24 protein-coding genes and 1 pseudogene are annotated in these 22515 nt (G+C 51.0%); 21 read left to right on the forward strand and 4 right to left on the reverse strand.

Annotated features, from left to right (window positions below; translation table 11 throughout):
• The first annotated feature begins 113 nt into the window (after positions 1-113).
• Positions 114-1032 (forward strand): annotated as a pseudogene (locus tag ABIE10_RS05445) (hypothetical protein).
• A gap of 571 nt (positions 1033-1603) precedes the next feature.
• Here ABIE10_RS05445 and ABIE10_RS05450 read toward each other — a convergent pair.
• The 4 genes from ABIE10_RS05450 to ABIE10_RS05465 form a co-directional block, all read right to left on the reverse strand.
• Entirely contained in the window at positions 1604-1960 is a 357-nt protein-coding gene (locus ABIE10_RS05450; RefSeq protein ID WP_048762578.1) for a helix-turn-helix domain-containing protein, read from the reverse strand.
• 112 nt (positions 1961-2072) lie between these two features.
• Positions 2073-2936, reverse strand: a complete 864-nt coding sequence (locus tag ABIE10_RS05455) for an efflux RND transporter periplasmic adaptor subunit (RefSeq protein ID WP_032754812.1) — start codon at positions 2934-2936, stop codon at positions 2073-2075.
• A complete protein-coding gene (locus tag ABIE10_RS05460) occupies positions 2933-3148 on the reverse strand; it encodes a DUF1656 domain-containing protein (RefSeq protein WP_032754814.1) in 216 nt (71 codons plus the stop codon). The genes ABIE10_RS05455 and ABIE10_RS05460 overlap by 4 nt, the downstream gene beginning before the upstream one ends.
• On the reverse strand, positions 3138-5174 hold the full coding sequence (locus ABIE10_RS05465) for an FUSC family protein (RefSeq protein WP_032754817.1): 2037 nt from the start codon (positions 5172-5174) through the stop codon (positions 3138-3140). Before ABIE10_RS05465 ends, ABIE10_RS05460 begins: the two co-directional genes overlap by 11 nt.
• A 76-nt stretch (positions 5175-5250) precedes the next feature.
• On the opposite strand from ABIE10_RS05465, the gene ABIE10_RS05470 reads away from it, so the two are divergent.
• The 20 genes from ABIE10_RS05470 to ABIE10_RS05565 all read left to right on the forward strand — a co-directional run bounded on the left by ABIE10_RS05470 (position 5251) and on the right by ABIE10_RS05565 (position 22391).
• Complete coding sequence (locus ABIE10_RS05470) at positions 5251-6057, forward strand: AraC family transcriptional regulator (protein WP_032754820.1); 807 nt, start codon at positions 5251-5253, stop codon at positions 6055-6057.
• Positions 6058-6657: 600 nt separating this feature from the next.
• Entirely contained in the window at positions 6658-6852 is a 195-nt protein-coding gene (locus ABIE10_RS05475) for an AlpA family transcriptional regulator (RefSeq protein WP_032754823.1), read from the forward strand.
• A 52-nt stretch (positions 6853-6904) separates the two neighbouring features.
• A complete protein-coding gene (locus ABIE10_RS05480; protein ID WP_032754824.1) occupies positions 6905-7492 on the forward strand; it encodes a DUF2857 domain-containing protein in 588 nt (195 codons plus the stop codon).
• Positions 7482-7691, forward strand: a complete 210-nt coding sequence (locus ABIE10_RS05485; protein ID WP_022065314.1) for a TraR/DksA family transcriptional regulator — start codon at positions 7482-7484, stop codon at positions 7689-7691. The genes ABIE10_RS05480 and ABIE10_RS05485 overlap by 11 nt, the downstream gene beginning before the upstream one ends.
• Positions 7692-8085: 394 nt before the next feature.
• On the forward strand, positions 8086-8307 hold the full coding sequence (locus ABIE10_RS05490; protein ID WP_048762577.1) for a hypothetical protein: 222 nt from the start codon (positions 8086-8088) through the stop codon (positions 8305-8307).
• A 72-nt stretch (positions 8308-8379) separates the two neighbouring features.
• Positions 8380-9024 carry a lytic transglycosylase domain-containing protein gene (locus tag ABIE10_RS05495; RefSeq protein WP_032754830.1) on the forward strand — a complete coding sequence of 215 codons (645 nt, stop codon included), beginning with the start codon at positions 8380-8382 and terminating at the stop codon, positions 9022-9024.
• Positions 9021-9299 (forward strand): TrbC/VirB2 family protein, encoded by a 279-nt coding sequence (locus ABIE10_RS05500; protein ID WP_032754832.1) that lies wholly within the window; start codon positions 9021-9023, stop codon positions 9297-9299. The genes ABIE10_RS05495 and ABIE10_RS05500 overlap by 4 nt, the downstream gene beginning before the upstream one ends.
• Before the next feature lie 11 nt (positions 9300-9310).
• Positions 9311-12058, forward strand: coding sequence for a VirB3 family type IV secretion system protein (locus ABIE10_RS05505; RefSeq protein ID WP_087051070.1), 2748 nt, complete (start codon positions 9311-9313; stop codon positions 12056-12058).
• Between the two features lie 22 nt (positions 12059-12080).
• A complete protein-coding gene (locus ABIE10_RS05510; protein ID WP_040206876.1) occupies positions 12081-12809 on the forward strand; it encodes a type IV secretion system protein in 729 nt (242 codons plus the stop codon).
• A gap of 11 nt (positions 12810-12820) precedes the next feature.
• Positions 12821-13096: an EexN family lipoprotein gene (locus tag ABIE10_RS05515; protein ID WP_040206878.1), complete on the forward strand. Its 276-nt coding sequence runs from the start codon at positions 12821-12823 to the stop codon at positions 13094-13096.
• 71 nt (positions 13097-13167) lie between these two features.
• Positions 13168-14199 (forward strand): type IV secretion system protein, encoded by a 1032-nt coding sequence (locus ABIE10_RS05520; protein ID WP_040206880.1) that lies wholly within the window; start codon positions 13168-13170, stop codon positions 14197-14199.
• 89 nt (positions 14200-14288) lie between these two features.
• Positions 14289-14429, forward strand: coding sequence for a hypothetical protein (locus tag ABIE10_RS05525; RefSeq protein ID WP_040206882.1), 141 nt, complete (start codon positions 14289-14291; stop codon positions 14427-14429).
• Entirely contained in the window at positions 14422-15105 is a 684-nt protein-coding gene (locus tag ABIE10_RS05530; RefSeq protein WP_040206884.1) for a virB8 family protein, read from the forward strand. The genes ABIE10_RS05525 and ABIE10_RS05530 overlap by 8 nt, the downstream gene beginning before the upstream one ends.
• A complete protein-coding gene (gene virB9 / locus ABIE10_RS05535) occupies positions 15102-15992 on the forward strand; it encodes a P-type conjugative transfer protein VirB9 (protein WP_170928019.1) in 891 nt (296 codons plus the stop codon). Before ABIE10_RS05530 ends, virB9 begins: the two co-directional genes overlap by 4 nt.
• On the forward strand, positions 15989-17296 hold the full coding sequence (virB10, locus tag ABIE10_RS05540; protein ID WP_048762575.1) for a VirB10/TraB/TrbI family type IV secretion system protein: 1308 nt from the start codon (positions 15989-15991) through the stop codon (positions 17294-17296). The genes virB9 and virB10 overlap by 4 nt, the downstream gene beginning before the upstream one ends.
• Positions 17286-18305, forward strand: a complete 1020-nt coding sequence (gene virB11, locus ABIE10_RS05545) for a P-type DNA transfer ATPase VirB11 (protein ID WP_048762574.1) — start codon at positions 17286-17288, stop codon at positions 18303-18305. The genes virB10 and virB11 overlap by 11 nt, the downstream gene beginning before the upstream one ends.
• A gap of 60 nt (positions 18306-18365) precedes the next feature.
• The gene (locus tag ABIE10_RS05550) at positions 18366-18668 is read left to right on the forward strand and encodes a TrbM/KikA/MpfK family conjugal transfer protein (protein ID WP_072032071.1); all 303 of its coding nucleotides are present in this window, start codon (positions 18366-18368) and stop codon (positions 18666-18668) included.
• Between the two features lie 698 nt (positions 18669-19366).
• Positions 19367-21238 carry a type IV secretory system conjugative DNA transfer family protein gene (locus tag ABIE10_RS05555; RefSeq protein WP_429154978.1) on the forward strand — a complete coding sequence of 624 codons (1872 nt, stop codon included), beginning with the start codon at positions 19367-19369 and terminating at the stop codon, positions 21236-21238.
• A gap of 11 nt (positions 21239-21249) precedes the next feature.
• Positions 21250-21996 carry a MobC family replication-relaxation protein gene (gene mobC, locus ABIE10_RS05560; protein WP_064793695.1) on the forward strand — a complete coding sequence of 249 codons (747 nt, stop codon included), beginning with the start codon at positions 21250-21252 and terminating at the stop codon, positions 21994-21996.
• A 107-nt stretch (positions 21997-22103) separates the two neighbouring features.
• Entirely contained in the window at positions 22104-22391 is a 288-nt protein-coding gene (locus ABIE10_RS05565; RefSeq protein WP_064793694.1) for a hypothetical protein, read from the forward strand.
• The last annotated feature ends 124 nt before the right edge of the window (positions 22392-22515 follow it).

A 22515-nucleotide genomic window follows, 5' to 3' on the forward strand; every position in this document is an offset into this window, starting at 1 on the left:
CCGTATCAATATAATCCAAATATTATAACGTAATAGATCCCGCACCATGAAATTAATTTCACTGGAAAATTCATGGTATTTTTTTTAAAAAACAGAAATAGAGGAAAACCACTATGTCAAAAAAACAAACACTATCAAATACAAACTATAGTTCGCCTGACTGGCTGACTATCCGTGAAGCAGTCGAAGTGATAAATAAAAAAGGACTGAAAATTAAAAAAAAGTGACATTTACAGGCATGCATTACATGGCAGCATTCATCTCTCTATTTACTTTCAGTCGCCAATTACATTACGAAAAATACAGAGATCGAGCTACAAAGTAAGGCTCAGACCATGTGATATGTCATCAATAAATCGTTTATGCCTTCTTGACAAAAAAGCGTTTATTGAAGGACATAATTTTATTGTTAGCACTACTGGCAAATATATCATTCCCACAGAGAGAGTGATTGACACTCTATTGATTGGATATGAATATGTTCTAGTGCAAAAATTACTTTCCCGATCTCTTAAAATACCATTACCTGTAACAGGAGCTATTGATTTTAATCATGGCATAACAGTTAGCTTACAAGGAGAACCATTTCAACTATTCGATAAAATGACATGGGAAGAAAGAATAACACAAAAAATTATGCAACTCCCTAAAAACATTTCACCATATGTACATAAAGAGATATTCTCAAAGAGGATAAATAATTACCTGGGGAAAGAGTATTTCCCGGCTCATATTTTACCTCGGGATGCCTGGTTTGTTATTCGACATGCTGAACTTGATAAAGTCATTGACATCATAACCAATAGCAGAGTGCCCTCATTATCTGCAACGCGAATATCAACACCACTATCTCGTTTTTTCTGGCTGGCCTGTAAAAACAATGAAGTCATCCGTCCATTAATTAGTAAACCGTACAAACTACTATCTATTTTCGAACAATGGGCATCTGACGAAGGCATTACCGACAGGCTCAGTGGTGATACGTTAAAAACTGCACTCGTACGCGGTTCCCCCACATCAATGTCGGATTGACGCAAGTGAATTTTACCAAACCCAAATGTCCGTATTAAGGACTCTAAAATCAGTAATACGGACATAATTAGTTTTTTTGACTCTTTTTTCCTTGTCACCTCAAGGGACATTGTATTTCTGTACTACTGGTATCAATACATATCATCAATTATCAAGCATTAGAAAAGTAAAAGCAAAACAGTACTTAAATGCTCGCAACCACGCATATACATTAAAGCCACTCCTTATTAAAGGAGGGTTTAGTCGAATTGCATAGGTTCGATCGAATCCAAAATGCACGAAATAGATTAACCTTAATTTATCCAATCATTAAATACATACATGGGCTCGTAATTATATTCCAATTAATGAATACGAATTTACTTACCAATACATTACACATGCAAAAACACGAAAGCATACATTGCACAGGAAGACTTAGATTCTTTTCAATGAAATAAATGAGTGATTTCATTTCGTTCAATAAATCTATAACTGAGGTACTAAGACCATGATTACCAGATGAACCCCGTCCATAATCCAGATAGTTACTAAAGATTTAAAAGCTCACCTTATGATACGAGTAATTACCTTACTCCAAAGAAGACTTGCTTTTAATATTTACGGCATTTTTTCTATACCGGTGTGGTGGGACATTATATCTTTTTCGAAATGCCCTGGTTAATGATTGCTGAGAGTCAAAGCCAAATCGCATCGCGATGTTTATCAAAGATTCATTTGTTGTGATAACAGCTTCTAAAATAAGATATAATTCTTTCTCTCTGATAAAACCTCCTAGACTCTGCCCTGTTTCAGAAAAAAACAATCTCTGCAAATGCCATTTTGAATATCCGGACTTGATAGCCACATCATCAATTTTTAGTGGCATCTCTATATTTTTGTTTATCCAAACAATTAAGTCATTTACAATATCTTTCCTGTTTTTCATAACCGAAACCTCAGAATTACTCTAACAGAAACACATTCTCATCAGGCATATAGATCAAGAGCTGACAATCCCTAAGTTCTGCATAAATCCTCAATAGAGACCATACTTTTTATTATGGTGTGATGGATATACTCGCAGACAGTCCAGCCACCAATTCAATTCCCTCCGGCAATCTGTCAATATGAATCCGAACCGGGATACGCTGCGCGAGCCGCACCCAGCTAAAGGTTGGCTCGACATTAGGCAGGCCAAGCCCCCCGGTCTCGTCATTGTTATCATCTATTCCGCGTCCGATGCTCTCAACATGACCCGTGATCACCGGCTTAAATCCCATCAGCGTAATGTGTGCAGTATTTCCCGTGCGGATATGTTGCAACTTAGTCTCTTCAAAATAGCCAACCACCCAAAAACTATGGGCATCAATGATGGAAACTTTAGTTTCTCCCGCTGTGGCATAGTCACCAGGGCGAAGCCGCAAATGTGTGACATAGCCCGTAACCGGAGACCGAACAATAGCATGCGATAAGTTAAGCTCTGCAAGGTCCAGCGCAGCCAGTGCACCGTGGTAATTAGCCGCAGCGACGCTGGCTGCGCTGGCTGTTTGTTGTAAATCCTCGCTGGAAATTACCCCTTTAATCTGAGAGCGTCGTCTCGCCGCATCCTGGCGCATCAGCATTTCATGACGTTTCGCCTCAACATCAGCCTGTGCGCTGACCACGGCCAACCTCAACCAGTGCGGGTCAATGGAATAGAGCACATCGCCCCGATTAACCCACTGATTATCGCGGACGGCCACATTCAGCACCGGTCCGGAGACATCCGGCGCAATCTGTACCACATCCGCACGAACTCGACCATCGCGGGTCCAGGGGGTTTGCGCATAATGTTTCCAGAGAATAAAAGCCAAAAGCGTAGCCACCGCCACAGCGCTGAGCGTCAGCACGTAGCGGCCCAGTAGAGAAAGTAACGATTTCATTTAAAAAACCCCAGTTCGGTCAGCCCCTGCAGCAGCAGGTAAAAAGTAATAATGAAGACGGAAAAATCGATCATCGGTCTAAAGGGCAAGCGGCGGTAACCCTTGCTGAATGACAAGATATGTACGATAAATAGCGTACATGTCAGTGCAATGAGGGCAATTACCAACAGACCGGGTACAAAAACGCCCTCAATATTGAAATCATTGATCATTAGCAGGCTCCATTTTCTGAACGCTTAATGCGCAGTAAAGATCAACCAGTTGATCGACATAATGTCGCGATAGTTCATCTGTTACGCTCAAGCTGCGCTCAGTCAGAATGGCGATCCGTTGAAGTAAGGTGTCAATATCTGTCGAGTGTGTAAGAAGGGTGAGTACTTCTTTTATTTCTTTGTTCGCATGCGCATCACATCGGCGTAATCGCATTACACACAGCCCTATGCGCAGGGCGTACAACAAATGATGTGCCCGTTCCGGTGACTGTCCGCTGCGCTGCAAACGCGGCAGTATCAACGCAGCCCGATCGATCATCAGGTTGATCCAGAGAGTTTCATCAGTATTCAGCACACCTTTCACGCTGCGGTTAATATCGCGCTGACATAATTGAAGCAGGCGATTTATTGCCGCATCTGCCTGTACAGTTTGCAGAAAGCCCATGCTGAATACCGCAAAGCCAGTTGCAGAAAATAGTGCGATTGCGGTATTCACCGCCACGGCAAAATCCCCGCTGTAGTGGGCACCCAGCTCGCACAAAATAGGCAGCGTCAGTGTGATCCCCATCGCCATAAACGTGGTAGGCGGTCTGGCCTGGAGCGATCCAGCCAGCAGATAGATCGGAGCTAAAACCGTTACCAGCACGATAAAATCACTGACTTGTGGTAGTAGAACGAAACTGTAGATCAGGCTTATCACAACGCCCCAGAAGGAGCCGATAATGTATTTCACAATATGCGGGGCAGGCGTATCGAAGCCGCCAAACAGTGTGCAACAAACGCCAAGGATAGAAACCGCCGTACCGCCATCAGGCCATGCCGAGAAAATCCACACCATGCAGCCGCTCAGAATGATGGTGAAAGCGCCCAGAGCGGTGCGGGCAGCAGTGAGAGAATCGCGGTGGAATACATACCCTCTCACGGTATTCTTTTCCGATTGCGCAGGCGTCTGCTTCGCGTGATGAATGGCGTCCGAAAGACGATAGCACTGCTGCACAAGGACAATGGCCTCTAACAGGTAGCGCATAAAACTTACACGCAGCGCTTCTTCAAGCGTCAGCTCATACACTGAATAGCGCTGCAGTAATTTTTCACTGCTTTTTTTGAGCGCTTCACCCTCGCTTTTGAATTTTCCTTCATCTTTGCAGGCCAACCAGACCTCAACATCACCCAGCAGAATTTGCACATCGACAGGTATCGTCGCTATCAGCGCTAAACGGTCGCGTAACTCACAGTTAACAATGACTAATCGCGCAAGCCTGTCATGAAGCCTTTTTCTCGCTTGCCGGACCGGTACAGAGAACGCAAAATCATAAGGGACATGATGGCTGATACCCTGCAGGAACTGTAATGCCAGTGCCATATGCAGCGGCCCGGAAGCAGCGTCGGGTTTGCCTGCTAAAGTCTCTGCGATACGCTGTCGCGCCGCGAGTAGCGTCTGCGACAATTTACTGTTGAACTGGCCTGAGATGCGCGCGGGCAATACATAGCGATGAATAAGTGCCGCGCAGAAGATACCGATCATGATTTCCTGTATCCGAGTGATAGCGATGTCAAAAATCGCGCCAGGATCGGATACCGCAGGGAAGCCAATCAGACTCGCAGTGTAACCAGCCAGGACAAAACCATAGGCCCGGGGCGTGCGTTCCAGCAAGGATAAATAGAGGCAGAAGGTAATCCAGCCTGTCAATATCACGCTGCAAAATACGGAGGAATTCGCGAACGTGGGTACAATTAATACCGTTATGCCCGCGCCGACTACCGTTCCCACCAGACGATACAGACTTCTGCTCAGCGATGCTCCGACGGAGGTTTGGGAAACAATATACACGGTGATAATTGCCCAGGAAGGCCGCTCCAGGCCAATTGACAGTGCAATGTAGTATGCGAGCATCGCTGCGGCAAAACTCTTCGCGGAATAGAGCAGAGCGTTCGCATCATTCAGTAGTGAAGGAGAAGCCATACCGCGAAGACGTTGGCATATCGTGTGTAAAAAATGAAAGTAACTCGCGTTAATTTTTTTCATGCCGGAAATTATTACCGGCTTGCATATCCACTTAAATACTCTATTCTGTCAAAAAATACCTAAATGTTGCCAATCTATGTTACCCCCACTCGCCAATACGCTGTTTGATCCGGATGCCACCCCCTGTCCCGCAGTCGCGCGTCATCTGGATTTTGTCGATTACGCGGCCGAAGTGCCTGTGCATACGCACCGCAAAGGGCAATTGATTATTGCCCTCTATGGGGCGGTCATTTGTCGCGCCGAAAATGATATCTGGATCGTGCCGCCTGATTGTGCCGTCTGGATCCCTGGGGGAGTGCCGCACAGCGCCAAAGCTACCTGGAATGCGCATCTCAACTATCTGTTTATCGAACCCGGAGCCGCCGCGTTGCCGGAGCGATGCTGTACTCTGGCAATTTCCAGTCTGATTAAAGAACTTGTTGCCCGTTTAACCCGCGAGGGCGTCGGATACCCACCAGAAAGCCATCTCGCCAGACTGACCAGAGTAACACTTGATGAATTAGCCACCATGCCTCAGCAGAAACTGAGCCTCCCTGTGTCGTCGCATCCTAAAATCCGCGCCATGGCCGATGCTCTGGTCAGTCAACCTGATGACCGAAGCACATTCAAAACATGGGCAAAAAGACTGGCGCTTAGCGAGCGTTCTCTCGCGCGTTTAATGCTGCGCGAAACCGGGTTGACGTTCGGACGCTGGCGTCAGCAACTGCAACTGATAATTGCTCTCCGGGAACTGGCTAGCGGCGTTTCGGTTCAGAATGTTGCAGCTAATCTGGGGTATGAATCGGTTAATGCGTTTATCACCATGTTCAAAAAAACAATGGGAAGTACACCCGCGCACTATTTTGCCGAACGGAAAACAAGCGCACACTTAACCGATATTTAGCGACATCAGGTTATCCAAAAAACCATAGGTGAGTCATAGAGCTGCCATATCCGTCTCCCTGTGCGGGGGATCACACTACAGAATCTTTACGGCATGGAACCTCCAGCCAAGACTATATTGCCTCAGCCGCCTTAACGATAACAAGAATCAAAGGACTTTATTATATCTGTTGGATCGGTCTATACATGATCGGGAAGCACAATCAATTCAGCATTGTGTTAAGGAAGTAGTTGAGCATATATGTTTCGACCACACAGAACACTTCTATGGCGATGCTTCATAGCGCATTACCGCCAGAGTGGTAACGCCCCCCCTGACTGAAATTCACAATGAATGTATTTAACCGCATCTTTTTATTGTCCTCATTATCACGCTAAGTCATGACACCATTGCACCAGCGAAACGCTGAAAACTACACAGCAGCACAACTATCCTTCTCCACATCCTTATACAACTAATAACTTATTATTTATTCACTACAAAACCGTACTAAGGATCTTCCCATCAGTAATAAGGTGCTATCGGCTTTTCCTAAGCTTACTGCTGTGTTCTTTTATTTTCTCTGGACATGCACCAGTCATTCCACAATAGGAGAATACAATGACATCACATCAGTTATTACGTTTAAAACAGGTCGAAGAAAAAACCGGTTTGAAACGCTCTCAAATTTACCTGTATATGAAAAATGGAACCTTTCCACGTTCAATAAAAATTGGCCCGGCCAGTGTGGCCTGGCTCGAATCGGAAATTGATGAATGGATCAGCCTTAAATTGGCCGGACGTTCAAACAGTTAAAAATGTCCGTTTATTTGCTCAACTTTTCCATATAGATTGAGGAGATAACAGAATGATTCCATTAATTAATTACACCATCTTAACTGATGCGTTGCACGCTCTGAAAGTTGGGGATATTCGTCACTGCGAGTCCCTCGGATTCACTTTCGACGAAATGAATGCTCTTAATCAGTTATCACTCGATGAACTGTTTGCTGTCAGCCGGGCGACGGCTCCCTTTGTTTCGGTCAGTGTCCGCCATGATGTCCTGCATCATTTACTGGCGCAGGCCCGACAGGAATACCGACAACAGCAGCAGATTAACCGGGCTATCCGGCTGGGCGGTTCTATCGCGTTGCTCAACCACTACTTTGGCTTGACGTCTAATGATGTCTGCCTTCGCCGACGGCTGCTTGGTGTCAGCGTGCCATATGGACGTACACCTGAGCCGGATGAAGAGACAGATGCCGAGATCTGGCGGCAATGGCAGAAGTGCCGGGTGGAAAGCCTTGAATCCCCCGACGCGCTGATGGCCATGATGCAGGTTACTGAACTCCTGCTACCAAGTTCCCTGGGACTATCACTCACCATGGTATGGAGACGTATCACGCTTTGTGAAAAGGAAGTTGCCGCTAACAGGAGGGCACCACATGCCGGATGAGATCGATCGCGATCAGGAATTTAATGAGCAGCGCCTGGAGGAGATGATTGAACAGAGTCGTTTTAAGCCGGGGTCGACACCATCATTATTTCACTGTCGTGTATGTGGTAAACCCATTCCAGAAAAGCGACGGCAAGCACTGCCGGGTGTAACCACCTGTACGGAATGTCAGGAAAAACTTGAACGTAGTAGCCGCTGACAGGATAAAAAGGACGTGTAGAGATGTTATATCTCTGCATGTCTTTATTATTCACGGTGAATGTTAATACCACTCTCTCGTGTTTTTTAAATCCTCATTATTCTCACTGCATCTTAAATACTCCACTATTTTTCTCTCTTCTTTTTGTTTTGAGTTTCTCATTTATATCCCTCACCAGATATTCGAATCTGAGAACGCCATTACAGCATTAGTCGCCCCTATGGACATTAATTCGTCCTGACAGGGTATTGCTCTTTAACAAAATGGATCGGGCTGTCACGTAACCACAATTCAGGGTGCCGCTGAATGTTCTCGCTGACCCGTTAAAACCGGAATGCAGAACCGGGATGTGACTGGTTTATTTCATTTACTGTTTTTGATCAAAGGAAATTCCATGAGAAAACCCGCTTATCACGTCTTTGTTACCCAGGAAAGCCAGCCCGATGTGCAGGGCGAAACAAACACGTACTGGACAAAAGTTGGCGTGGCCTTCGCGCATAACGGCAAGCCCGGTCTGAATATCGTGCTGATACCCGGTATTGCGGTTTCCGGCAGGCTGGTACTGCTCGAACCGAGAGAAGAAAGCGACATTTCACAGGATGCCGCTGCCACTTAATCCATTTTCTCTTCTTCTCACCCGGCGGCGTACTTTTCTGTAAGCCGCCGGTCTCTCTGTTGCGAGGCCAGCATGCTTTCCACCACTGCCTTTCTGGCACTGGCGGTGCAGTGCGCCGCCAGTATTCACCCGTCCACGTCACTTGATGTCGCACGGGTCGAATCCGGCTTCCACCCCTACGCCATTGCTGAAATCCTGCCAGACAGCCGGGGCGTGATTTCACATTTCCCCTCGAGCCTGCCGGAGGCGATCCTCCTTACCAGACAGCTGGCTGCACAGGGCCGACGCTATTCGGTCGGCCTGATGCAAATCACCAGCATCAATTTCCGCCATTACGGCGTCACGGCCAGCGACCTGCTTAACCCTTGCATCAATCTGTCGGTATTTGAGCGCATTCTCGCCGACTGTTACCGGCGCGGCGGAACACTGAAACGGGCGCTCAGTTGTTACTACTCCGGCAACTTTGAAACCGGCCAGCGGCCGGAATCCGCCTTTAACCAGACCAGCTACGTGCAGCGCATTGGCTATGTCGTCCCGTCCACGCGGAAAGACCGGCAGCGTGCCCCTGACCGGAACGCACAGCCGTCTGTCCGTTATCCCGCCGTTGTGCTGCGCGGCGAGCCTGCCGGTGCCACTGCGCCGATCCTGACTTCCCTGCATTATCCCGGTTCCGTCATTCGCGGCGCTATCCCTGTTATCCCTGATGAGGAGAAATGATCATGCGTAAACGCCGTTACTCCGCTGTTGTTTCCGTGCTGCTGTCTTCCCCGGTGCTGGCGGCGGACAGTGGTTTTAACAAGGCCAATGAAACACTGAGCAATACCTCGACCGGCCTGCTGGGACTGGCCGCCGTCACCATCACGCTGGCGACCATGTGGGTGGGCTACAAGGTGCTGTTCGACGGCAAGAGCCTGCACGACATGCGTAACGTCATCATCGGCGCGATCCTGATTGTCGGTGCATCCGGCTTCGGTGCCTACTGGGCGTCATAAGGGAGGCAACGATGGCTACGCTGAATAAAGCGCTTACGCGGCCTGCCGCCATTATGGGTATTCCTCTTGTGCCGTTCGTTCTTGTCAGCGGGGCCATCGTCCTGCTGGCGGTCTATGTCAGCTATTACCTGGCGGTTCTGCTCATTCCTGCCTGGGCGGAAATGAAAAATAAAGCCCGAAAGGATATTCATTATTTCAGCCTGCTCTGGCTGGCGTTTAAAACCCGTGGACGGCTTTTCACCAATACCCATTTTGGCGCGAATGCCCTTCTGGCAAACCAGTACGATAATGTTGATGTCTCGGAGTTTATTCAGAAAATGAAATTAAACGAGCGTATTACGCTGGATAAATATATTCCGTATTCCTCCCATATTCACCCCTACGTCATCAGAAATCGTCACCGTGATTTTGTTGCCACCTGGGAGCTGGGCGGCACAGTCTTTGAATGTGAAGACGAACATCACCTGACCCTGATGGCCACGCACCTGAATAACGTTATTCGTTCGTATGAGGGGCTGCCGGTAACATTCTATATTCACCGGCTCCGTGAAAAATACCATGATACTTTTGAAGCCCGTTCGGGTATTCCCTTTTCCGATGAGGTAACACGGCGGTATTACCAGCCGGTAAAAGAAAAACCGTTCTGGCGGCACCGGCTGTTTTTTACCGTCTGCTACGCGCCGTTCTCTGCGATTGAGAAAAAAACCATGAAAGCGCAGCCGCCCGGTAAACGCCAGCCAGCACTGGAGGACGCGCTCAAAATCATGCTGGAATACCGCGACGCGCTGGAGTCTGCGTTATCCCGCTATATGGCAATGCCGCTGGGGATATATGAAGAAAACGAGCGGGTGTATTCCTCACAACTGGCGTTCTTTCATCGTCTGCTTACCGGCCAGTGGCAGAAAGTGGCCGTAACGCGCTCACCATTTTATGAAACGCTCAGTACGCCAGACGTCTTTTTCACCACCGACACCGGTGAATGCCAGACGGTCAGCGGTTCCCGCTTCTTCCGCAGCCTCGAGATTAAGGATTATTCCCCGGAAACCCATACCGGTATGCTGGACGCACTGCTGTACGCCGAAAGCGAGTATGTTCTGACGCAGTCCTTTACCTGCATGGCGCGGGATGAAGCGCAGGATCATATCCGGCTGGCGGAAAAACGGCTGAACTCAGCGGACGACGACGCGATTTCCCAGCGCGAAGAGCTGATTGTCCTGCGCGACCTGCTCCAGTCCGGGCATGTGTCGTGCGGTAAATTCCACTTTTCCCTGCTGATCTCCTCAGACAGTGCCGGGCAGGTGGTGAAGGACACTAACGTTCTGGCCCAGCCCTTCGCCGATCTGGGTATTATGACGACGCTCTCCACCCTGTCACTGCCCGCCGCATATCTGGCGCAACTGCCGGGCGTCTATACGCTGCGTCCCCGACTGGTGGCCGTCAGCAGCCAGAATTTTGCCGATATGGCCTGCCTGCATAACTTCCATCCCCACAAACGCAGCGGCAATCCGTGGGGGGAAGCCATCGCCATCCTCACATCGCCCGGCGGTGGCGGGTATTACCTGAACCTTCACGACAGCCAGGCCGGACGGGATGACACCGGTGAGAAAACGCCGGGAAATACGGCGATTATCGGGAAAACCGGCTCCGGCAAAACCCTGCTGATGACCATCCTGCAACAACTGATGCAGAAGTACCGTAACCCGGCGTCGTTTGCGCCTTCTGCCACCCTCAAACGGCTGACCACGGTGTATTTCGATAAGGACCGGGCGGCGGAGATGGCGATCCGCCAGGCGGGCGGGCGTTATTTCCGCATCCGTACCGGCGAGCCCACCGGCTTCAACCCGTTTGCGCTGGAGCCAACCCGCCGGAACATCAGTTTCATCAAACGGCTGGTGCGCATGCTGTGCCGCCGCAACGGTAAGCCGCTCGATCCGCGCGATGAGGAGCGGATCAGTGCCGCCGTTGACACCATCATGCTGGACTATCCGCCGGAGTACCGCCGGTTCGGAATCACCCGGCTGCTGGAAGTGCTGCCGGAGCCGCCGACCACAGACGCCCGCACCAACGGGCTGCGTATCCGCCTGAAACAGTGGGCACAGGGGGGCGAGTTCGGCTGGGTGTTTGATAACGAGGCTGATACTTTCACCATCAGCGATGTCGATAACGTTGGTATCGACGGCACCGAATTTCTGGATGATGACGATATTCGCGGCCCCGTGACCTTTTACCTGCTGTATCGCGTGACCAGCCTGCTGGACGGTCGCCGCCTGGTGATGTTTATGGATGAGTTCTGGCGCTGGCTGTCCGATGTCGAATTTTCCCGTTTCTCGCTCAATATGCTGAAAGTTATCCGCAAGCTGAACGGCATATTCGTCCCCGCAACACAGTCACCGGATGAAATCGTCAGACATCCCATCGCCCCGGCGATTATTGAACAGTGCGGCACCCAGATTTTCCTCGCCAACCCGAAGGCCAGTCATGCGGATTACGTGGAGAAAATGAAAGTGCCGGACAGCGTTTATGAGACTGTCAGGAACCTTGATCCGGGCGAGCATTATATGGTCATCCTGAAAACACCGTTGCGGGCCGGGGAAACCCGCCCGTTTGTGGCGTTGGCAAAAATGGATCTGTCCGGGCTGGGTAAACTCACCCGGCTCCTCAGCGGCAGTGAGGACAACCTGAAAATATTCGATGCCATCTATCAGGACGGTATGCGACCTGATGAATGGAAAGAAACCTTCCTTGAGCGGGCAATCTGATATTAATACGGAGGTCGTTGATATGCGTACCAGATATACCTTTCTGGCATTATCGTTATTTTTCCCGACGCAGACGTTCAGCGCCGGAATACCGGTTTTCGACGCCGTGCAGAATACCGAATCCATTAACCAGTGGATGCAGAAATTACAGCAATGGGAGGATACGGTTACCCATTATAAAAGTGAACTTGATGCGTATAAAAAACAGTTAGCTACTGCAACCGGCGTGCGGGATATTCAGGGTTTTCTCAGCGATGCCCGAAGCCTGAAAACCGATATTGATAATCTCCGTAAGAGCAGTATTTCACTGGATGATCTGCTGACCACGCAAAACAGTTCATATTCTTCTGAACTGCAAAACCTTTACAGTAAATACAAATCATTCAGCGTATGCAGCGAGGAACAGGAAGGGATAAAGTCTCAGGCCCTGGCCGACAGTTGTAAACAGATAATCCTCAATCAGGCAATGGCGATTGAGAATACCACTGACGTTGAAAACAGGATCAACAGCACACTCAGCGATATATCAGACTTATCTGACCGTATATCGAATGCACAGGATTCGAAAGAGTCTCAGGATCTGGCTAACGCCATCGCGGCGAAAAGCGTACAGTTAAATGCGCTGACAAATCAGTGGGAGATGTCTGTCAGACAGGCTGAACAGCGAACGACATTGCTGGAACAGCAAAGACAGAAAGCCTTTGAACAGCAGCAGCTATCGGCACCTGTTGCTGACCTTAATAATTTATAAGGAGGTTATCCGTGGTCAGATCCTTATTCACCTTATGCACACTCTCAGGCGTGATATTACTTTCCGGCTGCAAGGAAACCAAATCCGAAACCTGGTATAAGCAGCATCCTGACGAAACATATGCGGTTTACACGCAATGCCTGAAGGATGGCGAGGCAAGCGATAACTGCGAGTTTGCTCAACGGGCTGCCATTATGTTCGCTCAAATTGGCAAACCCGGAATAAAAGAAAAATTTGAGACATTCTTTCAGCAAGAAGCCGAAAAGAGAAAATCCGTCACACAATAATATCTCCTCCAGCAAAACAGAGAATTCTCCCTGTTTTTTATTTCCTTTCTTTATCTATCAGGTGAGGCACCATGTCCGGTGGTATTTTTGTGGGTATGGACAAAAACATCATGGATGGACTGAATGCCGTACTGGAAGGTCAGTCTTCCACTTACGGTACGATGATCAGCGTTATCATCGTCAGCTCTTTTACCTTATTTATACTGTATCGCGGTTATCAGACGCTGGCTGGCAAACTCCGGGCCCCGGTTGAAGATGTCGTCTGGGATGTGGGGCGAATGTTGCTGATCACCACCTTTGCGTTAAACCGGGATGGCTGGCTGGATATGGCGGTAGCGGCTATCCAGGGACTCAAAGACGGTGTCAGCGGCAATGATAACGTCTGGGCGCTGCTTGATACCGTCTGGGAAAAGGCACAGACACTGGGGCAGACACTGTTCAGTATGGACACCTCGACTTACGTCAAACTGAATGGTGGCTTTGCCGAAGTGCTGGTATGGGGCGGCGCGATCGTTCTGTTACTGGCTGCCACCTTTGTCAACCTGCTCGCTGAAATTATCATCCTGTTAATGACGACCACCGCGCCGCTCTTTATTTTCTGCCTGCTGTACGGTTTTCTTAAGCCGATGTTTGATAACTGGCTGAAAACGATTTTCGCGGCAATATTAACGATCATGTTTTCCGCCTTATCCATCCGTATCGCCATCAATTACCTGAATAAAATCCTTGATGCAGCGACCCGGACATCCAATGTCAGCAACATGGTGACGCTGGCGGCACAGTGCCTGCTGGCCGGGATTGCAGCGGGTGTGGTGGTCTGGTTCTCGGCGAAGCTCGCCAGCGCCCTCAGCGGAGCCGCTGTACAGGCGGTGTTACAGGGGGCGGCCATGAGTGGTCTGACCGGACTGGCGAACAAATCCGCTGACCTGGCCGGGCCGGGGATAAAGGGCGGTGCCCGCCTGGCTGCGAAAGGCGGCATGGCCGTCGCCGCGGCGACCGGCAGACTCACTGGCGCAGGCGCGGGTAAAACCGTGAGCGCCTGGCAGAAACGCGCCGCCGCCATCGAAAGCATGAAACGCCTGAACCGGCAGCGTCACCGTTAATCCTCCCGACCCTTAATTTCCTTTCCCCGTCACGCCGTGGCCTGCGCCACCGGTGCGGCATTTCTGCATCCCTGTAATAAGGAACTTCCATGAAATTCAGCATCTTCCTTCTGATGCTGTGCGCGCTCACGGGCTGCGTACAGTATCAGGGCGACCTTCCGCCGGTATCCGGCGAACCCGAGCCGGTAAATTCCCCCGCCATCATTCAGGAGCTCACTCACCATGTCTGATATTCAGAACATTGTTAATGTTTCCCGCTCTTTTGAATCCATCCTGCTGGAAAAGGAAGAGCGTTCCCGAAGAACCGCCTGGCGGGTGGCCGCTGCCGGACTGATTCTGGCCGCAATGGCGATTGCGACCATTATTATTCTGCTGCCGCTGAAAACCACCGACACTGAATTATGGTCAGTGGATAAACAAACCGGGCGCTATGAATATATGACGCGCGTAAAGGAGCGGGATATTTCGTCTGAAAAGGCACTGGCGCATTCACTGGCAGCACACTATGTCAGGCTCCGCGAAGGATATAATTATTTCTCCCTCCAGCGTGATTATGACGACGTGCAGTTATTTAACAGCGACAGCGTGAACCGGGACTATCTGGACGGGTTTAACGGCGACCAGGCACCGGACGTGATTTTTAACAAGGCGGAATATATTGTTGATATCGACATTATTTCCAATGTGCATGCGCCTGCCACCGGGCCGGATAATCTGGCAACCCTGCGTATCAAGCGCACTATCCGCCGTATTGCTGATAATTCCGTGAAAACGGATGTCTGGAATATCCGCCTCACATACCGCTACGTCCCGCACCGGCAACTGACCGACAGCCAGCGCGAAGTGAACCCGCTGGGCTTTATCGTCACCAGCTACCAGCGCGACAAAGAGCTGAGGGGGGAATGATGCTGAAACACATTCTGCTCCTCACGGGTTTACTGGCGTCATGCGTGGCATGGAGCTCGGCGACACCGCGCGGCAGCGCGTATGACAGCCGGATGCAGAACGTCACGTACAACAGCCAGAACGTCACGGTCGTCAGTACCCGACCCGGCTACGTCACCATGCTGGTATTTGATGACGATGAAACAGTCATCGATGCGCAGGCGGGTTTTCCCAGAGGCTGGACCGTGACGAAAAGCGATAACCGGGTGGGTGTCAGCCCGAATCCCATCGCCCAGCCAGTCACGGATGCCAGCGGCAACAACATCAGCCAGGTCTTTCTGCCGACGGCAAAAGACTGGAAAACCAACCTGTTCGTGGTGACATCGAAACGCGACTACAGCCTGGAGCTGAACGTACTGGATAAAGACTCTCCCGCCCAGGCATTCATTATCCGCTACCACTATCCTGACGAACTGCGGAAAAAGTCAGCCGCCGCCAGTGCCACCCGCCAGCAACAACAGCAGGAAGCGCTGGACCGACAGCGGATAGCGTCGGCATTCCGGCATCCGGCCACGCCGCGCAACTGGCGCTACACCAGGCGTGTAGCCGCCGGTTCAGCCTCCATTGCCCCGGACTTTGCCTGGGATGACGGTCGTTTTGCTTATATCGGTTTTTCTCCCGCGAAAACCCTGCCTTCCGTTTTCCGGGTGGTTAACGGTCAGGAGCAGGCGGTCACGCCCGGAACGGTTAAACGGGGCAACTACACCGTGATGGTGGTTCCGGCATCTCCGCAGCTGGTTCTGCGCTACGGGAGCTCAGTGGTGGGGATCGAAAACGACGGATTCGGGCGTATCCCGCTGACCAACAGTGACACCGTTTCGCCGTCCGTTACGCTGGAGGCAAAATGACCGACAAATCTTTCCCGGACGAACCGGAAAAAACCACCGCCGAACGGGAAGCGGAAGCCCGTGAACGCGCCCGCGCGGCAATGGCATATCAGGAGCCGGAGCAGAAAACGCCGCCCGGTAAGCCGGAAGTGACCCGTTTCCGTAAAGCTTCCGGTCACCGCACGCTGATCGTCAGCCTGCTGAGTCTGGTCCTGGTCATCGCGCTGGCATCCGGTGGCGATCGTCTTCTCAGCGCCCTGAAAAGGGGTGATGAGAAAGAATCTGACACCGCGTCGCCGCCCTCCTCCGGGGCGGTGCAGCAGGAGCGTAAAAATCTGGGCATGGACAGTAATCCGTTTGGCCTCTTCGGGCCAGGGAGGCAGGAAAGCGTAGCCCCTGCCAGTCAGAGCCCCCCTGCCACTCCAGCCCTGCCGCCCGGGCCACCCGCCCTGAACAAGGCGGCAGCGCTGGCAGACGGGCTGAACAGCGGCAGTACAGGGTCAGGCGACGATATACGCACGTCCCGAAGCGGATCGCGCAGCAATGCGGGAACGTCGGGCAGCCCGTCAGCCTCCACGGCGTACACATCCTGTCAGTCGGTACTGGTCAGTGGCGAAGATGGACGCCTGCGCTGCCCGGATACAACAGCACCGGCAGGCAGCAATAACAACGACAATCCGGGCGTCGCACGCGTCACCGGTGTCAGGCGGCTGGGCCTTGATCCCGATCTCTATATCCCGGTGGATCGCTATATTCCGTGTTCGATGATGCGGCGCTTCGTGTCCGATGTTGGCGGTCATATCTCCTGCCTGATCGGTGAGAATGTCTGGAGCTCCAGTAACCATGTAATGCTGATCCCGGCGGGAACAGTTGCCCGTGGTATCTACCGCACCGGGGCACTGCAACACGGGCGCAGCCGGATGTTTGTACTGTGGACGGAGTTGCGCACGCCGGAGCCCGGCAGCCTGCAAATCCCGCTCACCGATACGCAGGCCACCGGCCCGCTTGGCGAGGCGGGGATCACGGGCTGGATCGACAGCCATTTCTGGGAGCGTTTCGGCAACGCCCTGATGCTGAGTACCGTACAGGACGTGGCAGCAGCGGCATCAGATGCCGCGCCGGGTAAAGACCGCAATACCGACTATACCGAAAATACCCGCGCCGCCACGGCGGAAATGGCGAAAACGACGCTGGAAAACAGCATCAGTATCCCGCCCACGATGTACCTGAACCAGGGCGATGTGATCGGCATCATGACCGGCACGGATATTGATTTTTCCTCTGTTTATCAACTACGGCTGAAAAAGAAATGGTATGAACGCTGAAAACCTGTCACTGGACTTTATGAAAAACCGGCTCTTTGGTGATTTTCTTGCGCAGGATGGCCTGACAGAAATTGCCGTTAACCGACCGGGCGAACTGCATACGAAAATCCGGGGGAATTGGCATAAACAGGCATCCCCGATCACGCTGCGTCAGTGTCATGCCTTTGCCAGGGCGCTGGCATCCTGGCAAGACGACAATATTGACGATACATCACCCATCCTTTCTGCAACATTAAGATCCGGCGAACGTATTCAGGCGATTATTCCCCCGGCCTGTGAGCGTAATACGGTATCCATTACGCTGCGCAAGCCTTCGTTTGAGCAGAAAACACATCAGTCATGGATTGATGCAGGATTTTATCAGCGTGTGGCTGGTCAGGAGAGAACGGAAAGCCAGGATGATGCACTGGTTCAGTTATATCACAGCGGGAATATCCCCCGTTTTATGGAAAAGGCCGTGGAATATGGCAAAACGATTTTTATTGTGGGTGAAACCGGCTCCGGTAAAACCACCTATATGAAAACGCTGCTGCATTATATTCCACTGCATCTTCGGCTGACCACAATCGAAGATAATCCCGAAATCCATTTTTATCACCACGCCAATTATGTGCATCTTTTTTACCCGGCGGATGGCGGGGATAATGCCATTGTCACCCCCGGCAGGCTGATCCGTGCTAATTATCGGATGAACCCTGACCGGATATTACTGGCGGAAATTCGTGGGCGGGAGGCATGGGACGCGCTTAAAATTATTGGTTCCGGGCATGAGGGATTAATCACCTCCCTGCATGCAGGCAGCCCGGAAGAATGTATTGAAGGGATCATTGACCGCTGCTATGAAAACCCCGACTGCCGGAATATTCCTTTTGATGTGCTGTTACGCAAGGTACTTAAAAGCATTGATGTCATCGTCAGTATTGACATACACGGCGATGTGCGCCGGATGAGTGATATTTACTTTAAGCCAGTTCATTTAAAAAGCATGAAAGAGGCATTCAGACAATAACTCTGGCAAATAACATTACCCTAAATACGCAACCTTTCATTAATCATACCGGTGACTGAAATGAAGAAAGTCATACTCTCCTTATTATTTCTCGGCGTTATGGCGTCATGTTCAACATCCGCAACGACCGCTGAAGCCTGCGAAGTGGTTTTATGCATGTACGGTAAAACAACGGGAAACAGCGGCAGCAGTGAATGTCATTCCGCTGAACGGGCATTCTTTAATATCGTGAAAGAGAATAAACACGGTTTTCTTCCTGACCATACGGCCGATGCCAGAAAATCGTTTTTACTTGAATGTGTTTCGGCAGACCCGGCGGCTATCAGTCAGGTCATCAGTAAATATGGCCGCGTTCGTGGTTAATACTGGCGAGACGGGCGGAGAGCGTGACGGTTTTCAGGTTTTTATGGCTTCTGTTTTTCGCGGATTAAGGAGCGAAGAAACAGGGGCCGTAAAAATGAGGCAGCGGACAGAAATATTTTCGCGGGTTAAGGAGCGAAAATAATTCAGGCACCGCGCCTCACCTGCAAACAGCCGCGCCCACGCGGATTTTGCAGGCCGGGGGAGCCGGATAAATTTCGCCGCCCCAGCGAGCGAAAAGCTGTCGCCCACGACAGCGGTTTATTTGGGGGGCATCGCCCCGCACACCGTCGCAGATAAGTCTCCGGCCAAAAGCCGGTAGCGTGGCGCGACCACCCTCTTTAAAGGTCAGCTTCCCTTTTATTCCCGCTACGAGGAACGAGTAAAGGGAAGAAAAAGGCGAAAGCGACCGTCTTAAAGGGGGTGGTCGCGCGTAGCGGGCGACGGTGTGCCGCCGTTGACGTTGGGGGTTTTGGCACGGCGTCCAGCCGCGACATTACCCCCATGTGACAGGCCATAAGGGCGTCCAGCCCGCATGTACTGGTGCACGCCGTTTCGTGCAGGAAAGCATGCTTCCCTGCACATGGCCGCAACGCGGCCACCTTCTTTACCCCATACGCTCGCCCCGCCTTTTCGCCCAACACCGTGGGGCGAACTGATGGGGCGATGTCATGGGGCGAACTGCTGACGAAGGAGGCATCGTGATTTTGAATAAGCTGGCCGTTTCACTGTCGCCGATAGTGAATGGCGCGCTGAGCTTCATTGCTTTTATGCAACAGCATCAGCTGATGCTAGCGCTGTTATCGGGGCTGACGATGCCGTTTTTCGCGTCGATGAAAAGCGATGAACGGCAAAAAGCCCCGTTGTGGCAAAAGCTGATTATTGCTTTCTCCATAGTCTGTTTTCTTTGCGGTACGATGGGGCCGGTACTTATCTGGATTTTCCAGTGGCTTTATCGGGGCCGTGTTATCGCCAGCATTCCCGTTCTGGCATGGCCGGTGCTGATTACCTTTACCGTAACAGGTTTTATTTTCCATATTCTGCTGCGCAGGGTATTAACCCCTGAATTAGATAAAATAAAGAAACGCCTCGTCAGGAAAACCACGCTTGAACGGGAATTACGCACCGATGTCCGTACTGTGAAATCCCTGCTGCCGGAAACATTGCATTATGACCCGCTGGATTATATCGACCTGAACAAAGGGTTATTTATTGGCATGGACCGCGATATTCAGCCGATGTACCTGCCGTTAAAAGACTGGCAAAAACAACACGCGGATATCATCGGCACCACCGGCGCCGGTAAAGGCGTTGCCACCGGGATATTACTTTACCAAAGTATTCTGGCCGGTGAAGGCGTATTTGTTATGGACCCCAAGGATGATGAATGGGCACCACACCTTTACCGAAAAGCCTGTGAAGATGCAGGGAAGCCCTTTGCCTTAATTGACCTGAGGAAACAGGCATACCAGTTAAACCTGATTGAAGAGATCACCGCCGATGAACTGGAAGAGCTTTTTGTTGCTGGTTTCAGTCTGGCAGAGAAAGGTCAGGAGTCGGACTTTTATCGCATTGATGACCGGAAAGCGGCCCGGATAGCCGCGCAGTTTGTCACCCGTAATACTGCCTCAACCATTCGGGATGTGTATAGCGGAGACTACGTTCAGGGCATTGCAGATAAGATAAAAGCCTTTTTCGGGAAAATTGAAGAGCTGGCCTTACTCAATGCCATTAATGCCCCCACCGGATTTTCGCTTAATACGATATTTGAGGAAGGTGGTTGCTGTTATGTGATTGGTTCAATGCGCAACAGCAAAATCATTACCGCGCAGCGCATGCTGCTGGTTCGCCTGTACCAGCTGGCAGAAAGGCGTGAGCGAGTGAAAGACGTGCCCCGCCCCATTGCTATTTATCTTTCGGAACTGAAATACCATTTATCCAGGCCCGCGCTGGAAGGTTTAGGCGCGGCACGCGATAAAGGCGTGCATATTATTATGGACCATCAGTCGATTGCCGATTTAAAAGATTGTCCGGCAGATTTGAAAGGTGACGCCGTTGTCGGTGCGGTGGTTGAGAACGCCAAATTCAAACTGGTTTACCGTGTCATGGACCCGGACACCGCGGAATGGGTAGCCAGGATGTCAGGCACCATATTAGTCGATGATGAGGTCCGCAAAGCGAAAACCGATGCCGTGCTGACAGAGACTATCGACGATGAACGCACCATCAGGCAGGCCGAGCGTTTCTTTACCGACAGCAATATGATCTTGAACCTACCCGATTTTGTCAGCTTCATCTTTACGACAAAAGCACTCCCGGCTGCTTCGCTGATTTCGCCCATCAGGGTGAAAAAACGCGAACTGGAGATCAGTGCAGTGTCGCCCGCGATTGCCGCCAGCGCCGCAACGGTAAACATCACCCTGGATTTTAACGAGGAGGAAACCTCCCCCCGACCGTCATCAACGCCGGATATCACCAAAACTCGGCCTGATCTTTTTTTTGATACGGACGAAAAAGATACAACAACACCGATTGCCGATAAAGAGGATAACCCGTCATTGCTGGATTTTTAAAGGGGGGAATGATGCTGATCACCGCATACCGCGAACGCCAGACGCGACACCGCGAAAAAATACAAAAACTGCTGAATTTCCTGAAAGAAGAGACGTACAGTGACTTTAAAACACTGATGCTTCTCTTCGGCTTCAGGGATCATAAATCGCTGTATTCCCTGCTTTCAAAAGTCGAGGGCATGGGGTTAATACAAAAGCACGTCCTGGTATCACGCACGATGAAAATTTCATTGTGGGGCATTACCAGTGACGGGATAGCCGTTGTGTTAACACCCGACGATGCACTTTTCCCGGCGCGGTTTGAGCCGTCAAAAGTTACCGGCTGGACGCTGGAGCATCACCTCGATAATCAGGTCGCCCGGATCACCCTTGAGCAAAAAGGCGCATCCGGGTGGATCAACGGCGATCGCACAACCTTCCTCAGTCGTTACCAGGTCAGTCACCGGCCGGATGGGCTGATCACCTTTCCCGGCGGCACCGTGATCGCCATAGAGACCGAGCGCCGCCTAAAAACTAAAGCCCGTTATCAGTCGATCATCGCCAGCCATTTACTGGCCCGGACCCGTAAAGACTGGATTTACGTTTTCTATATCGTGCCGGATCCGCAGAAAAAGCGCGGTCTTGAACGGTTGTTTGACAGCATCCGGCACGTCATCGTTAACCACCAGCACATCCCGCTGGAAACCCGCCACCGAAATGTCTTCCGCATCTACACGCTCGACGAGTTGCAACGGCTGGATTTAGGCAACTTCATATAGTTGTTCTGTTTCACCAACTGCCCCAACCAGCCCACCAGCAGTGCAACGACCAGAAGTAATGCCCTACCGAAATACTCCCCCATCATCAGAATAGACAGGAGTCCAGAATGAACAGAGAAACTGACCGACTTTCGGACGTACTAACCGAAATGAGCGCAAAAGCGCTGGTCACATGGATGACGCATTCCGCATTGCGGGACATACCGCGCGAAGCATTATTGGAACGCGGCAACGATTTTGTATATGCCCTGCACGCAAATTTTGTGCTGCTACGTGATCTTCTGTCAGAAACGCTGGAAGATATTGAGCAGCAAAGTCATGGCCTCGAAGAAAGACTAGATTGCCTGGAGCAGCGGCTGCAGACGCTCCAGGCAGTTACTGATAACAGAGAATAGCTGCCCGTTCAGTCCTATCCGTGTGGCTTGCTTTATTCCACTGTAGTGACATGACTGTTCGGTGCTCGCCTGGCTGCGCTCCGCCTCACTCATGTCTCTACAGCGTTACTGGTCAAGCCTATCC

Source organism: Citrobacter sp. 506, from assembly GCF_050434985.1.
GTDB lineage: Bacteria > Pseudomonadota > Gammaproteobacteria > Enterobacterales > Enterobacteriaceae > Citrobacter > Citrobacter braakii.

Coding starts and splice junctions, on each gene's coding strand:
- ABIE10_RS05450 (WP_048762578.1), bottom strand. CDS start 1,960: ATGAAAAACAGGAAAGATATTGTAAATGACTTAATTGTTTGGATAAAC.
- ABIE10_RS05455 (WP_032754812.1), bottom strand. CDS start 2,936: ATGAAATCGTTACTTTCTCTACTGGGCCGCTACGTGCTGACGCTCAGC.
- ABIE10_RS05460 (WP_032754814.1), bottom strand. CDS start 3,148: ATGATCAATGATTTCAATATTGAGGGCGTTTTTGTACCCGGTCTGTTG.
- ABIE10_RS05465 (WP_032754817.1), bottom strand. CDS start 5,174: ATGAAAAAAATTAACGCGAGTTACTTTCATTTTTTACACACGATATGC.
- ABIE10_RS05470 (WP_032754820.1), top strand. CDS start 5,251: ATGTTACCCCCACTCGCCAATACGCTGTTTGATCCGGATGCCACCCCC.
- ABIE10_RS05475 (WP_032754823.1), top strand. CDS start 6,658: ATGACATCACATCAGTTATTACGTTTAAAACAGGTCGAAGAAAAAACC.
- ABIE10_RS05480 (WP_032754824.1), top strand. CDS start 6,905: ATGATTCCATTAATTAATTACACCATCTTAACTGATGCGTTGCACGCT.
- ABIE10_RS05485 (WP_022065314.1), top strand. CDS start 7,482: ATGCCGGATGAGATCGATCGCGATCAGGAATTTAATGAGCAGCGCCTG.
- ABIE10_RS05490 (WP_048762577.1), top strand. CDS start 8,086: ATGAGAAAACCCGCTTATCACGTCTTTGTTACCCAGGAAAGCCAGCCC.
- ABIE10_RS05495 (WP_032754830.1), top strand. CDS start 8,380: ATGCTTTCCACCACTGCCTTTCTGGCACTGGCGGTGCAGTGCGCCGCC.
- ABIE10_RS05500 (WP_032754832.1), top strand. CDS start 9,021: ATGATCATGCGTAAACGCCGTTACTCCGCTGTTGTTTCCGTGCTGCTG.
- ABIE10_RS05505 (WP_087051070.1), top strand. CDS start 9,311: ATGGCTACGCTGAATAAAGCGCTTACGCGGCCTGCCGCCATTATGGGT.
- ABIE10_RS05510 (WP_040206876.1), top strand. CDS start 12,081: ATGCGTACCAGATATACCTTTCTGGCATTATCGTTATTTTTCCCGACG.
- ABIE10_RS05520 (WP_040206880.1), top strand. CDS start 13,168: ATGTCCGGTGGTATTTTTGTGGGTATGGACAAAAACATCATGGATGGA.
- ABIE10_RS05525 (WP_040206882.1), top strand. CDS start 14,289: ATGAAATTCAGCATCTTCCTTCTGATGCTGTGCGCGCTCACGGGCTGC.
- ABIE10_RS05530 (WP_040206884.1), top strand. CDS start 14,422: ATGTCTGATATTCAGAACATTGTTAATGTTTCCCGCTCTTTTGAATCC.
- virB9 (WP_170928019.1), top strand. CDS start 15,102: ATGATGCTGAAACACATTCTGCTCCTCACGGGTTTACTGGCGTCATGC.
- virB10 (WP_048762575.1), top strand. CDS start 15,989: ATGACCGACAAATCTTTCCCGGACGAACCGGAAAAAACCACCGCCGAA.
- virB11 (WP_048762574.1), top strand. CDS start 17,286: ATGAACGCTGAAAACCTGTCACTGGACTTTATGAAAAACCGGCTCTTT.
- ABIE10_RS05550 (WP_072032071.1), top strand. CDS start 18,366: ATGAAGAAAGTCATACTCTCCTTATTATTTCTCGGCGTTATGGCGTCA.
- mobC (WP_064793695.1), top strand. CDS start 21,250: ATGCTGATCACCGCATACCGCGAACGCCAGACGCGACACCGCGAAAAA.
- ABIE10_RS05565 (WP_064793694.1), top strand. CDS start 22,104: ATGAACAGAGAAACTGACCGACTTTCGGACGTACTAACCGAAATGAGC.